General features: G+C 59.0%; 12 protein-coding genes and 1 pseudogene. 6 read left to right on the top strand and 7 right to left on the bottom strand.

From position 1 onward, the window contains the following. Positions 1 to 9: 9 nt before the first annotated feature. Both ACA043_RS12410 and ACA043_RS12405 read right to left on the bottom strand, forming a co-directional pair. Positions 10 to 1,716 (bottom strand): ShlB/FhaC/HecB family hemolysin secretion/activation protein, encoded by a 1,707-nt coding sequence (locus ACA043_RS12410; protein WP_497659331.1) that lies wholly within the window; start codon positions 1,714 to 1,716, stop codon positions 10 to 12. A gap of 93 nt (positions 1,717 to 1,809) precedes the next feature. Next, on the bottom strand, positions 1,810 to 2,259 hold the full coding sequence (locus ACA043_RS12405) for a winged helix-turn-helix transcriptional regulator (protein WP_497659330.1): 450 nt from the start codon (positions 2,257 to 2,259) through the stop codon (positions 1,810 to 1,812). A gap of 175 nt (positions 2,260 to 2,434) precedes the next feature. Between ACA043_RS12405 and ACA043_RS12400 the strand changes: the two genes are divergently transcribed. The 3 genes and pseudogenes from ACA043_RS12400 (at position 2,435) to ACA043_RS12390 (ending at position 4,272) form a co-directional block, all read left to right on the top strand. Further along, positions 2,435 to 3,253 carry an alpha/beta fold hydrolase gene (locus ACA043_RS12400; protein WP_497617760.1) on the top strand — a complete coding sequence of 273 codons (819 nt, stop codon included), beginning with the start codon at positions 2,435 to 2,437 and terminating at the stop codon, positions 3,251 to 3,253. A 70-nt stretch (positions 3,254 to 3,323) separates the two neighbouring features. Continuing rightward, positions 3,324 to 3,530, top strand: a pseudogene (locus ACA043_RS12395) (cytosine permease); the annotation flags it as partial. A 118-nt stretch (positions 3,531 to 3,648) separates the two neighbouring features. After that, positions 3,649 to 4,272 (top strand): glutathione S-transferase family protein, encoded by a 624-nt coding sequence (locus tag ACA043_RS12390; RefSeq protein ID WP_497659329.1) that lies wholly within the window; start codon positions 3,649 to 3,651, stop codon positions 4,270 to 4,272. Positions 4,273 to 4,278: 6 nt separating this feature from the next. Here ACA043_RS12390 and ACA043_RS12385 read toward each other — a convergent pair whose 3' ends face one another. Next, positions 4,279 to 4,779, bottom strand: coding sequence for a winged helix-turn-helix transcriptional regulator (locus ACA043_RS12385; RefSeq protein ID WP_497659328.1), 501 nt, complete (start codon positions 4,777 to 4,779; stop codon positions 4,279 to 4,281). Between the two features lie 98 nt (positions 4,780 to 4,877). On the opposite strand from ACA043_RS12385, the gene ACA043_RS12380 reads away from it, so the two are divergent. Continuing rightward, entirely contained in the window at positions 4,878 to 5,516 is a 639-nt protein-coding gene (locus tag ACA043_RS12380) for a cysteine hydrolase family protein (protein WP_497659327.1), read from the top strand. A gap of 45 nt (positions 5,517 to 5,561) precedes the next feature. Here the strand turns inward: ACA043_RS12380 and ptrR are convergent, their stop codons facing one another. After that, positions 5,562 to 6,440 (bottom strand): putrescine utilization regulator PtrR, encoded by an 879-nt coding sequence (gene ptrR / locus ACA043_RS12375; RefSeq protein WP_489880128.1) that lies wholly within the window; start codon positions 6,438 to 6,440, stop codon positions 5,562 to 5,564. 105 nt (positions 6,441 to 6,545) lie between these two features. On the opposite strand from ptrR, the gene ACA043_RS12370 reads away from it, so the two are divergent. Beyond that, on the top strand, positions 6,546 to 7,937 hold the full coding sequence (locus ACA043_RS12370) for an aldehyde dehydrogenase family protein (RefSeq protein ID WP_497659326.1): 1,392 nt from the start codon (positions 6,546 to 6,548) through the stop codon (positions 7,935 to 7,937). Between the two features lie 110 nt (positions 7,938 to 8,047). On the opposite strand, the gene ACA043_RS12365 is transcribed toward ACA043_RS12370, so the two are convergent. Then, entirely contained in the window at positions 8,048 to 8,878 is an 831-nt protein-coding gene (locus tag ACA043_RS12365; protein WP_497617752.1) for an oxidoreductase, read from the bottom strand. 131 nt (positions 8,879 to 9,009) lie between these two features. Here ACA043_RS12365 and ACA043_RS12360 point away from each other — a divergent pair, with 131 nt between their 5' ends. Beyond that, complete coding sequence (locus tag ACA043_RS12360; protein WP_497659325.1) at positions 9,010 to 9,918, top strand: LysR family transcriptional regulator; 909 nt, start codon at positions 9,010 to 9,012, stop codon at positions 9,916 to 9,918. Positions 9,919 to 9,999: 81 nt separating this feature from the next. Here the strand turns inward: ACA043_RS12360 and ACA043_RS12355 are convergent, their stop codons facing one another. Beyond that, complete coding sequence (locus tag ACA043_RS12355) at positions 10,000 to 11,322, bottom strand: NHL repeat-containing protein (protein WP_489880099.1); 1,323 nt, start codon at positions 11,320 to 11,322, stop codon at positions 10,000 to 10,002. 47 nt (positions 11,323 to 11,369) lie between these two features. Continuing rightward, positions 11,370 to 12,662, bottom strand: a complete 1,293-nt coding sequence (locus tag ACA043_RS12350; protein WP_497659324.1) for a hypothetical protein — start codon at positions 12,660 to 12,662, stop codon at positions 11,370 to 11,372. Positions 12,663 to 12,725 lie beyond the last annotated feature (63 nt).

Genomic DNA, 12,725 nt, shown 5'->3' with positions numbered 1-12,725 from the left:
AGGCAAAAATTAGATGAAGAAATCCAGGCGGAAATAGATCGGTGCTTCGCGCTCGGTCAGCGCATCCGGTCGTTCCAGGGAATGGGCGAACGTCACGCTGGCGGCGACGTGCTGGCCACGGGCGAACAACTCCAGCGAGTTGCTCGACATGCGCCCGTGCTGATCGCCGTTGTAACGATCGCCACGAATCACGCCTTGGTCGTAACCGAGGCTGGTGCCGTATTCAGCGAACACAGGTTGCAGCCATTCGAGGGTGACCGGACGCGCCCAGCGCAGGTCGTTTCGCCAGTAACCGCCGCTGTCGCCGGACAACGATTGGTCCTTGTAGCCACGGATCGACGACGACCCGCCAAGGCTGGTGCGCTGCGAGCTGAACAGCACGTCTTCGCTGCGCTGGCCGGTCATCAGGCTGCTGAAGCTGAAGGACTCACCCCACACCTTGAATGGCTGCAAGTAGCTCAGGGTGGCGGTGTATTTGCGGTAGCGTGCGTTCGGTTCGCCGGGACCTGGATCGTGGCTGCCCTGCGCATCGAATGCGCCGATGCCTTCCTGCATGCCGGCGTCGAAGTTGACGAACGCACTGCCGACACGGCGGCCGTGGTTGAAGCCGAACTGCGCTTCGCTGATGCGGTTGCTGCTCAGCTTGAGTTTGCTGTCTTCGATATAGGCGTTGGTGCGCAGGTAAGACAGGCCGGCGTTGAGCGAGGTCTTGCTGACGGCGTCGCGGTGGATCACACGCTCAGCGCGGATCTGATGGTTTTCGCTGTCGCCGGTCTGCTTGAAGTTGTAGCCGTTGGCAGCGATCTGCGAGCGGTATTCGCTCTGGCTGTAGGTGTAGCTGAAGTTCCACCAACCCCATGGCAGGTTGTAATTGAGCATGGCGTTGTTGGAGGTGTGCTGGTGATCGGTCATCGCGTCGTGACCGCCACGCAGGCTCAACTGATCGGCCAGACCCAACGGGCTGTCCCAATCGAACGTCGTGCCCCACTGTTGCTCGCCGGTGCTGCGCTGGCCGTCGTTGTTACGCGACAAGCCTGCACGCCAGGGTTTTTGTGGAGTGTTGTTGACCAGCACGGTGCTGCCGCCGACGTTCTGGCCCGGCGCCAGTTCCATTTTTGCCTGATTGGACGGCAGGCGATTGAGCTGATCGACCATCTGCTCGATCTCGCGCAGGTTGACCAGTTCGCCCGACTTGCCGGGAAACGCCATGGCCAGTTCGCGCTCCGACAGCTTGCTGTTCTCGGCGCCTTTCATGCCTTCAAGCTTGCCCTCGACCACCAGCACCTTCAGATGTCCGCCGGACAGATCCTGTTGCGGCAGGTAGGCACGGCTGGTGACCAGACCTTTCTCGATGTAGTAATCGGTGATGACTTTGAGCAACTCGTTGAGCTGCGGCACACCGAGGCATTCGCCGATGTAGGGTTTGAGCAGGCGAGCCTTGTCGCGCTCGGAAAGGCTGTCGGCGCCCTTGAGCTCGATGTCCTTGATCGGGAAGCAGCGGGTGTCGGTCGGCGCTGCCGGTTGTGCGGGTTTGACGTCCTTGCCGGGCAGGTCCTTGAGTTCTTCGAGACGCCGTTGCTGCTCTTCGAGCAGACGGTTCTGGCGTTCGCGGATCAAATCGGTGTCGCCGGGGGTGGGTGCAGCGGCGGCGAATTGGAGCGGAGACAGGCACAGCAAAGCTACGCACAACCTCGCCATGAGGGCGGGTGGGTACATGTTCGATCCCTCGAGACGGAGAATGACATCAAAATAGTGGCGCGATATTAGATGGCCATCATTTTGACGTCAAATCTATGTTGCAACCTTCCGTCAGTGCTCAACGCTCAATCGGGTGGCTACGTCCTCGGGTGCCAGCAAACGTCCGTCCTCGGCCATCAATTGCAGCTTGCGAATCGGCTGACGATGCTTCGCATCAACCATCACCGAGCCCGGCTCACCCGGCGCGTACATGAACTCGCCGCCCCATTGCGACAGCGCGACGATCACGGTCTGTAACGCCTTGCCGCGTTCCGTCAGCACGTATTCCTTGTAGGCTCCACCATCGGCCGCCGGCACCGTTTGCAGAATGCCCTGCTCAACCAATGCTTTGAGGCGAGCGCTGAGCATGTTCTTGGCGATATCGAGGCTCTTCTGAAAATCACTGAACCGGCGAATCCCGTCCAGCGCATCGCGAATGATCAACAACGACCACCAGTCGCCGATCAGGTCCAGTGTCCGGGCGACCGGGCAGGCATTGCCCTGCAGGCTTTTGCGCTTCACGTCTAAGTACTCCATCGAATCGGTGATCAGCCTCGCGGCTCAGGGTTGCATCATACAACCCTGAACGGCAATCGAACCCAGCACCTGCATACAAGTGGTTCGTCATGATTGCGCGGATAGTGAACGCTGCCATTTCGGCATGTCTTTCAAAAGAATCCTGACCCAAGGAGCTTCCATGAGCACGTTCACCACGCAAGACGGCACCGAGATCTATTACAAGGACTGGGGCAGCGGTAAGCCCGTGCTGTTCAGCCACGGCTGGCCGCTGGATGCCGACATGTGGGAATACCAGATGGAATACCTGAGCAGCCGCGGCTACCGCACCATCGCTTTCGACCGCCGCGGTTTCGGCCGTTCCGATCAGCCGTGGACCGGTTATGACTACGACACCTTTGCCGATGACATCGCGCAATTGATCAATCATCTGGACCTGCGTGAAGTGACACTGGTGGGCTTCTCCATGGGCGGCGGCGACGTCAGCCGCTACATCGCCCGTCACGGTAGCGAGCGCGTTGCAGGGCTGGTGTTGCTGGGCGCCGTGACGCCACTGTTCGGCCAGAAGCCGGACTTCCCGCAAGGCGTCGAGAAATCGGTGTTCGATGGCATCAAGTCTGGCCTGCTCAAGGATCGTGCGCAGTTCATCGCGGATTTCGCTGCGCCGTTCTACGGCACCAATCAGGGCCAGAAGGTCTCCGACGGCGTACTGACCCAGACGCTGAACGTCGCCCTGTTGGCCTCGCTCAAAGGCACCGTGGATTGCGTCACCGCGTTCTCGGAAACCGACTTCCGCCCGGACATGGCCAAGATCGATGTACCGACCTTGGTGATTCATGGTGACGGCGATCAGATCGTGCCGTTCGAAACCACTGGCAAGCAGGCGGCTGCGCAGATCAAGGGTGCCGAGTTGAAGGTCTACGCGGGCGCACCGCACGGTTTTGCGGTGACTCACGCGCAAGCGTTGAATGAGGATCTGTTGGCATTCCTTAACCGCTGACAGCAGGCACTGTTTTTTCGTCAATCAGGCCGGGCATGTCCCGGCCTTTTTCCGCCTACAGGCTGCAAACGTGGTCGACAGTGTTCCGGTGCCGGTCGGCATCGTCATCGGTGCCCTCGGTTCGGGGATCATCGGCATCATCGGCTATCGCTTCATCCATGCGCTCAACCGCATCGGTACGTGGGTGCAGGGGATCGGCATCGTCGTCGGCTTCGGCTATATCTTCACGCACATTCAGACCGATGATTTCCTCACCCGTGGCAGCTTCAACCTCTCCGTTGGCGAGCAGTCATTGAGGTTGCTTTGATGAAAACGGAAGGCCCGCCGTGTGCGGGCCTTCTGCATTGGAGTGTGGTATTTGTTTGCGACCAATCACTACCGGACAGGGAAATCCAATGCTGCGAATACTGGGCAGAGCTTCGTCGATCAACGTGCGCAAAGTGCTCTGGGCCTGCGCTGAACTGGACATTGCGTTCGAGCGTGAGGACTGGGGCACAGGCTTTCGGTCGACCGAGTCAGCGGAGTTTCTCGCCTTGAATCCCTGCGCCATGGTGCCGGTGATTCAGGACGGTGATTTCACCCTGTGGGAATCGAACACGATCATTCGTTATCTGGCGGCTAATTTCCAATGCTTGCACCTCTATCCAGCCGAACCACAAGTCCGGGCGCGGGTTGATCAGTGGATTGACTGGCAGGCTTCGGAACTGAACCGCTCGTGGTCGTATCCCTTCATGTCGTTGGTGCGCCACTCGCCGGACTATCAGGACAGCACCGCGCTGGCCGCCGGGATCGAGCAGTGGTCGAAGAACATGGAAATCCTCGACCGACAGCTGGAAAAAACCGGCGCCTACGTCAGCGGCGAGCAGTTTTCTCTCGCTGATATCCCCATCGGGCTGTCGGTCAATCGCTGGTTCGAAACCCCGCTCAAGCATCCGCACCTGTCGGCGGTTAACGCCTATTACGAGCGTTTGAGCCAACGGCCCGGCTTTCTGCTGCACGGACGCAACGGCACGCCGTGATCGACGCTATTTCGCCTTGAACGCCTCACGCCGTGCCTGCCGTTCGGCGGCGTAGGCTTCTTGCGGCTGGCTGATCAGATCTTCACGCCGCAACGGCTCGCCACAGTGATCACACAGCGGACCGAGACCTGCGCTGTGATTACAATTCTTGTGGGTCATGTTCACCGCCAGCCCTTCCTCCGGTGCCTTGCACCAGGTTTCTCCCCACTTTCGCAAAGCAATGACCACCGGGTAGAACGCCTCGCCTTTCGCGGTGAGGTGGTACTCGTAGCGTTTCGGCCGCTCGTTGTACAAGCGACGCTCGACCAGTCCGTCCGCCTCCAGGCTTTTCAGACGAGCGGCGACCATTTGCGGGGTGCCCCCGGTCTGCGCCTGGATCTCGTCATAACGATGGTTGCCCATGAACAACTCGCGCAAAACAAGCACCGTCCAGCGGTCGCCGACGATCGCCTCAGCCCGGTCAATCGGGCAAAGGGTCTGCGCAGGAGAGCTATCGTTTACAACCATCAGGGCTTGCCTCATTTACATTTACTATGATTATCATATCAACTCGATGTCGGGAGAAGTCCTGCGCAACGATCAATCCAATTGCCGGAGCAACAGCCATGTCGAATTCTCTCTATCCACTCGACCGCACCGCTTACCTGCTGGTCGATCCGTACAACGACTTTCTCTCGGACGGTGGCAAGATCTTCCCGCTGATCAAACCGATGGCCGAGCAGAATGGCTTGCTCGATAACCTGCGCAAACTCGACCGCGCGGTGCGCGAGCTCGACATTCCGGTGGTCATCGTACCCCATCACCGCTGGGAAAAAGGTGACTACGAAAACTGGGATCACCCCACACCGACCCAATGCAAGATCATGCACATGCACCATTTTGCCCGTGGCGAATGGGGCGGCGAATGGCACCCGGATTTCGCACCGAAGGATGGCGACATCGTCGTGCAGGAACACTGGGGCTCCAGTGGTTTCGCCAACACCGACCTGGATTTTCGGCTGAAGCAGAAAGGCATCACCCACGTGATCATCGTCGGCCTGCTGGCCAACACCTGCATCGAGGCCACCGCCCGCTATGCGTCGGAGTTGGGTTACCACGTGACCCTGGTGCGCGATGCCACCGCCGCTTTCAAAGCGGAGATGATGCACGCCGCCCACGAGCTCAACGGCCCGACCTTCGCCCACGTCATCGCCAGCACCGACGAACTGATCGCCAGCCTCAAGCCACAGGGTGGATCGAAATGAGTCTGGTGGGCGCTGCGTAGGTCGTTGCGGACTGCGAGGCGCCAGTCACTCCCCTGCCCGCACCACCCCACGCTCCTCCAGCAAGCGCACAAACATGCTCAAACTGCGCGACACCGTCCCGCGCCGCCACACCAGCCAGGTGGTCAGATAACGAAAATCTGCCGTCAGCGGCCAGACACTGACCGTTGCGCTGCCGGGCATGCTCTGCAGCATTTTGCGCGGCATCAGGGCCAGTCCGGCGCCCGCGCTGACGCAAGCGAGCATGCCGTGGTAGGACTCCATTTCGAAGATCTTGCCAGGCACCGCAGCGTCGGTGCTGAACCATTTTTCGAAGTGATGACGGTAAGAGCAGTTGGAGCGGAATGCATAAATGTTCTCGCCGTTCACATCCGCCGCACGCTGCACTGCGGCGTGATGGAGCGGCGCGATAATGACCATCTCTTCTTCAAACGCCGGCACGCCTTCCAGCGCCGGATGCAGCACCGGGCCGTCAACGAACGCGGCCGCAAGACGCCCGGACAGTACGCCTTCGATCATCGTCCCGGACGGCCCGGTGGACAGGTCCAGATCGACTTTCGGATGCAGTTGGTTGTACGCCGCCAGAAGTTCGGGGATGCGCACCGCCGCCGTGCTCTCCAGCGAACCCAGGGGAAACGCGCCTTGCGGTTCTTCACCTGCCACCGTGGCCCGTGCCTCTTGAACCAGATCGAGAATGCGCCGTGCGTATTCAAGAAAACTCCAGCCAGCAGGCGACAGTCGCAAACGACTTTTCTCGCGAATAAACAGGTCGACACCCAGATCCTGCTCCAGCTGCTTGATGCGCGTGGTCAGGTTCGACGGCACGCGATGGATCTGCGCCGCGGCGGCGCTGATGCTGCCGTGTTCGGCAACGGCTTTGAAGATTTCCAGCTGCACCAGATCCACAGTCATTCTCCAATCGTGAAAGAAACGATCTTTATTATTCAGTTTCCAGAAAACAAACACCACCCTACTCTAGGCCCATCACATTCGACACGCAGGACGAAAGCCATGAGCCAGATTTCCAGCCAGACCCACGCCATCTCGATCAACCCTGCCACCGGCGAGCAGATCGGTCAGTACGCCTTTGAATCCGCCCAAGCCCTCGATGCCGCGCTGACCCGGGCCGCGTTCGGCTTCTCGAAATGGAAGCGCAAGCCGCTGCAGGATCGCTCCCGCGCGCTGACCGCCCTTGCCGGCGCTCTGCGTGAAGGCGCCGAAGCCATGGCCACCATGATCACCCTGGAAATGGGCAAGCCCATTGCCCAGGCTCGTGGCGAAATCGAAAAATGCGCCAAGCTCTGCGAGTGGTACGCCGAACACGGCCCGGCCATGCTTGACGCCGAGGCGACCCAGGTCGAAGGCGGCAAGGCGCGCATCGAATACCGTCCGCTCGGCCCGATTCTGGCGGTGATGCCGTGGAACTTCCCGATCTGGCAAGTGCTGCGCGGCGCAGTACCGACGCTCCTCGCCGGCAACACCTACGTGCTCAAGCATGCGCCGAACGTGATGGGGAGCGCCTATCTGCTACGTGATGCCTTCAAGCGCGCCGGTTTCGCCGATGGCGTGTTTGAAGTGCTCAACGTCACCCCGGAAGGCGTTTCCACCGCCATTGCTGACCCGCGCATTGCCGCCGTCACCCTGACCGGTAGCGTGCGCGCCGGCATGGCGATCGGCGCCCAGGCCGGCGCTGCGTTGAAAAAATGCGTGCTGGAACTCGGCGGCTCCGATCCGTTTATCGTGCTCAACGACGCTGATATCGACGAAGCGGTGCAAGCCGCCGTGATCGGTCGCTACCAGAACTCCGGCCAGGTCTGCGCCGCAGCCAAGCGTTTGATTATCGAGCAAGGCGTGGTCGAAGAGTTCACCCGCAAGTTCGTCGAAGCCACGCGCAAGCTGAAAGTCGGCGATCCACTGTCCGCCGACACGTACATCGGCCCGATGGCGCGTTTCGATCTGCGTGACGAACTGGATCAACAAGTGCGCGATACCCTCGAAGAAGGCGCGACCCTGCTGCTGGGTGGCGGCAAGGCTGAAGGTGCGGGCAACTACTACGAACCGACCGTGCTGGCCGACGTCACCGATCGCATGACCTCGTTCAAACAGGAACTGTTCGGCCCGGTCGCCTCGATCATCACCGCCCGTGACTGCGCGCATGCCATCGCTTTGGCCAACGACAGCGAGTTCGGCCTGACCGCGACGATCTACACCGCCAATGTGCAACTGGCCCAGCAACTGACCAGCGAACTGGAAACCGGCGGCGTGTTCATCAACGGCTACTCCGCCAGTGACCCTCGCGTGACCTTCGGTGGCGTGAAGAAAAGCGGTTTCGGCCGTGAGCTGTCGCACTTCGGTGTGCGCGAGTTCTGCAATGCGCAAACTGTATGGCTGGATCGCAAATAATCCGGACACCTAAAACCCTGTAGGAGCTGCCGCAGGCTGCGATCTTTTGATCTTGTTTTTTAGGACAAGAGCAAAAGATCGCAGCCTGCGGCAGCTCCTACACAGGTTCGTCAGTTTTTGAAGTCGGTAGACAGTGCCAACTCGTTCCACTCGGCGAGTTCTTGCGCCACCAACCGATTCTTCGCCTCGATTCGCGCAACCGTGTCGCTACCCAACGCCAGGCGTTGTGGCGGATTCGGTGCGTTGACCAGCGCGAGGATCGCCTCGGCAAACTGCAGTGGATCACCCGGCTGCGAGTGGTTCGCGGCCTCGGCTAAGGTGCGCATTTTGCCCACGGTTTCGTCGTAATCCGGCAGCACCAGTGCGGTTTTGATCAGCGACTGTTCATCCAAAAAGTCTGTGCGGAAGAAACCCGGTTCGACCACCGTGGCATGGATGCCCAGCGGTGCCAGTTCCTGATGCAGCGCTTCGCTGATGCCTTCCACCGCAAACTTGGTGGAACCGTAAACGCCCCAGCCCATGTACGCCTGATAGCCGCCAATTGACGAGATATTGATCACATGGCCACTGCGTTGCGAGCGCATATGTGGCAGAACGGCGCGGGTGACGTTGAGCAGGCCAAACACGTTGGTGGCGAACAGGCGCTCGGTCTCGCTCGCGCTGGTTTCTTCCACCGCGCCCAGCACACCAAACCCGGCGTTGTTGATCAGTACATCGATGCGGCCGAACCGCTTGATCCCTTCCGCGACCGCTTGATGCGCTTCCTCTTCTCGGGTCACGTCGAGACGCACCGCCAGCAGATTCGGGTGATCGCCGAGGCGATCAGTGATGTCTTGTGGGTTACGGGCAGTGGCAATCACGGCGTCACCAAAACGCAAGGCGCGTTCTGCGATGAGAGTGCCAAAACCACGGGAAGCTCCAGTAATAAACCAGGTACGCATAGCAACTCCTCCTGTCAGCGACCCTTGGCGATGGTGCCGGGTCTTCTCGATGAGTTGATGCGACTTTAAGCGCGTGCTACTGATGTGATAATCCCAGCAATTTTGCATGACTTTGTGAAAGGTATTCACAGATGAAATCACCCTCAGCGGCAGACCTCTCGGTATTCCTATGCACGGCGCAGCATTTGAATTTCAGCAAAGCAGCGATTGAACTTGGCCTGACGCCGTCGGCCCTGAGCCACTCGGTCAAAGCGCTGGAGAATCGTCTCGGCGTGCGACTGTTCAACCGCACAACCCGCAGCGTGGCGTTGACCGAGGCTGGCGAACGCCTCTATGCGCGCCTGAAACCGGCGTTTCGCGACATCGATGATGCACTGGAAGACCTCAACCATTTTCGCGACAAACCCTCCGGCAACCTGCGTATCACCGCCGGCCGCCAGGCCTGTGAGCTGGTGCTGCTGCCAATTGCCAGTGAGTTTTTGCAGGTCTATGGGGATATTCGTCTGGAAGTAGTCGAAAGCGATGCACTGCTGGATATCGTCGCTGGCGGTTTCGATGCCGGCGTGCGCTTTGGCAATCGACTGGAGGCCGACATGGTTTCCCTGCCGATTGGTCCGACGATGCGCTCGGTGGTGGTCGGTTCGCCGGCATTTTTTCAGCGCCACGCCACGCCACAAAAACCCGAGGAGTTGCATGATCTGCCGTGCATCCTCCACCGCTTCCCCAGCGGCGCGATGTACCGCTGGGAGTTCGAACGCGGCGGCATCACCCAGGAAATCGAAGTCAATGGCCCGCTGACCCTGGGCGATGTCAGCCTGATGGTCGGCCCCGCGCTGCAAGGATTGGGGCTGGCCTATGTGTTCGAAGAAATGGTCAGCGAACATCTGCGTTCCGGGCGTCTGGTCCAGGTACTGGCAGACTGGTGCCCCTACTACCCCGGCCTGCATCTGTACTACCCGAGCCGCCGCCATGTGCCGGGACCGCTCAAGGCTTTCATCGACTTCGCCCGCAATCGCCCCCAAACCAGCCAGGAGCTGTAACAGGCTGCGATCTTTTGATCTTCGAACAGTGAAAAGCCCGCCCCTTCACATGACGGGGCTTTGGGTTCAGCAACCGCTTACTCAGACTTTCTGAGCAATCAGACCGCGGGCGACACACGGCACTTGTTGACCATCGACGGTGGCAGCTCCGAAGAACAGCAACGTGTCGTCAGTGAACAAGGCCGAAGCCATCCCGGCGGGGCTGACACTGAATTGCAACCAACCTTTACCCCCACCGAAGGTGTTATCCAGAACTCCCGCATCAGTGAATTTCGCGACCACTACCTGGCCGGGATCATAAAGATGTCCGTACACCAGAATGCTGCCATCTTTCTGGACACAAGCGTTATGCCAACTGGTTTCGCGGTCGCCCAGTTTCACCAGCAATGGTTTGCCGCGATTGAACTGGATGTTTGCACTGCCATCAGACTCCCGGCTGATCAATAGACCGCAATCATCCTCATCAGAGGTGTAACCAATCCCCAATAGACGTTTGTTCGTCTGCTTAACAAGGTTTTCCATCAGAAAGTTCATTTCGCCACTTCGCGGTTCAATCAACAGATAACCATTGTCGGCAAATGAGGTGTCGGTTTTACCCGTGGAATGCAATCTCGTGAACAGTGCCCGGGCATGCGGGATATACATTTCCTGGCAGTTACCGACCAGCACATACTTCCCATCGTCCGCCAGCAGAATGTCCGTGACTTGGGTATGGGTAAAGTCCGGATGAGCGACCCAGACGATGCCGCTCTCGTTGAAATCCGGATCAAGTACGCCATCAGGTGTCAGTCGAATGATCGCGGTTTGAGTTTCTTCTATGCCGTCATAAATCAGCTCATGCAACAGGATTCTACCGTCGGGCAGAATCGCGCTGTTGCCGGTGGCTCGCGCCATGGACGAACTGTGCAAGCTACCGAAACTGTCATCCTGCCCCTCACCGATACTGCCGAGCGCGATCAGCACTGTCCCGTTTTTGCCAAACGTCTGGTCCGGACTGCCATCAGGGTGCAGACGGATCAGGCCTTTCCAGGTATTGAAAGTGCCGTCGTGGTAGTTGCCGATCAGCAATAGCTTTCCGTCGCGCAACTCGACCACTTCGTTGATCTGTGAATAAGCGCGCCCACCGTTATTTTGCACAAACTCTGCGATCACATAGCCCGCCTGACCGAATGTCGGGTCGATCGCCCCGCTTGCCTTCAGCCTGACGCAGTAGTAGGCAAATCGCCTGGTAGAGGTGCGGATACTGCCGCAGACGTAAAAACGACCCGCAGAATCGACAGCCATACCTCGGGGGGAAATGTTGTCTCCTGGCTCATCGGGTCCTTTCAACAACACCAACCCGCCCTCCCCGAACGTCGGGTCGAGCTGACCTTCATCGCGCAAAAACAAGGCGTCGATTTTCATGCTGATTGCTCCTTGTGCGTTTAGCCGACGCGATGATCTGTCCTGATTCAATTTCGCCCGTGATAACGGAGTACCAGGCCTTGGGAATCTGGCGTGGATAGAAAGCCTGCGATCACGATTTTTCCATCGCCCTGCAGGTCTATGCCGTCAAAAGAGCCGACCCGCTCCAGTGAAGTGCTGACCCAGCCGACGCCGTTGAACGTGGTATCAAGCGAACCATCGCTAAGCAGTCTGGCCACAACCAATTCCCCTTGCTCTTCTGACCGTTGGATCTTGCCAAGCAAAACAAGGGTTCCGTCAGGTTGCATGGCGGCGCGGCGCCAGAGGGTGTCGACGTTATCCAGTCGGGTCAGCAACGGTTGACCACGGTTGAACTGAATATTGGGGCTGCCATCCGGCTCGAGGCTGATCAGCAGGCCTTGACCCGCAGCCGTTCTGCCGATCGCCAATAGCCGTTTGTTCGGTTGCCCGATCATCGCGTTGATCGTAGGGGTCTGCAGTGTCGGCGATGACACAACGACAAACCCGTCATCGCCAAAGGTTCGATCAAGGTGGCCATCGATGTTATAGCGCGCGAAAAATGGCGCCGGCGTACCTGAACGGGGCGCCAGATTGCCGCCGACCACGATCTTGCCGTCGGGATCAATGAAGCCGTTGCGCAGTTTCACATCCGCCGGGACGCCTCCCGGGTAAACCACTTGGACATGGCCTTTCTGATTGAAAGATTCGTCCGCAGAGCCATCGCTGTTCAGCAAAAAGATCAACGCACGGGTGTCCGCCTCATGAGAGACGACATAGTTGTGCACGACCAGGATTTTTCCGCTATCCAGTGCCGTGAGGCTACACGCATGGTCTTGAGTCTCGCCTTGCGATTGCGGGGCGCGTTGCGCCTGAATGTCTTCGGGCAATCGGAGAATAACCAAGCCTTCAGAGCCAAAATCGCTGTCCAGCGTGCCGTCGCAGAGGAAACGGGCCAGTGTGGGGATTGTGCCCACCTGTCCTGTCAGGAGAATTTTGCCGTCAGCGAGCAACGCGATGGATCTACCCGCAGAGTTCATGTTGAGGGCAAATGAGCCGCTGGAAATGCCCTCCACACCGAAGGATTCATCCAGTGTTCCATCCGGCATCAAGCGGCCCAATACGTACGGATAACCGAAAGCGCCTCCGATCGCATAGCCCGCAAAATAAAGGTATTCAAGGTTTGCAGAGCGTTGCACTGCGACGTCATGGATTAAGGTTTGCGACCCTACACGAGGAATATCCAGGCGAAAAATACCGGCATCGGCAAAGCTTTCATCAAGCGACCCGGGGGTCCGCACAGTGTTGTTCGAGTGGCTCATGGAGCGTTCCTTGAGGGGGATCTCGACTCAAGTAGCTACCCATCAGTCTTTTCCGTCTACTGT

The sequence above is a fragment of the Pseudomonas sp. LBUM1648 genome, from assembly GCF_059716145.1.
Note: the sequence above shows the minus strand (reverse complement) of the source record. Positions and strands in the feature narration are given on the sequence as shown.

Excerpts from the sequence above, each read along its gene's own strand:
- ACA043_RS12410 (WP_497659331.1), bottom strand. The coding sequence starts at position 1,716 with ATGTACCCACCCGCCCTCATGGCGAGGTTGTGCGTAGCTTTGCTGTGC.
- ACA043_RS12400 (WP_497617760.1), top strand. The coding sequence starts at position 2,435 with ATGAGCACGTTCACCACGCAAGACGGCACCGAGATCTATTACAAGGAC.
- ACA043_RS12390 (WP_497659329.1), top strand. The coding sequence starts at position 3,649 with ATGCTGCGAATACTGGGCAGAGCTTCGTCGATCAACGTGCGCAAAGTG.
- ACA043_RS12385 (WP_497659328.1), bottom strand. The coding sequence starts at position 4,779 with ATGGTTGTAAACGATAGCTCTCCTGCGCAGACCCTTTGCCCGATTGAC.
- ACA043_RS12380 (WP_497659327.1), top strand. The coding sequence starts at position 4,878 with ATGTCGAATTCTCTCTATCCACTCGACCGCACCGCTTACCTGCTGGTC.
- ACA043_RS12370 (WP_497659326.1), top strand. The coding sequence starts at position 6,546 with ATGAGCCAGATTTCCAGCCAGACCCACGCCATCTCGATCAACCCTGCC.
- ACA043_RS12365 (WP_497617752.1), bottom strand. The coding sequence starts at position 8,878 with ATGCGTACCTGGTTTATTACTGGAGCTTCCCGTGGTTTTGGCACTCTC.
- ACA043_RS12360 (WP_497659325.1), top strand. The coding sequence starts at position 9,010 with ATGAAATCACCCTCAGCGGCAGACCTCTCGGTATTCCTATGCACGGCG.
- ACA043_RS12355 (WP_489880099.1), bottom strand. The coding sequence starts at position 11,322 with ATGAAAATCGACGCCTTGTTTTTGCGCGATGAAGGTCAGCTCGACCCG.
- ACA043_RS12350 (WP_497659324.1), bottom strand. The coding sequence starts at position 12,662 with ATGAGCCACTCGAACAACACTGTGCGGACCCCCGGGTCGCTTGATGAA.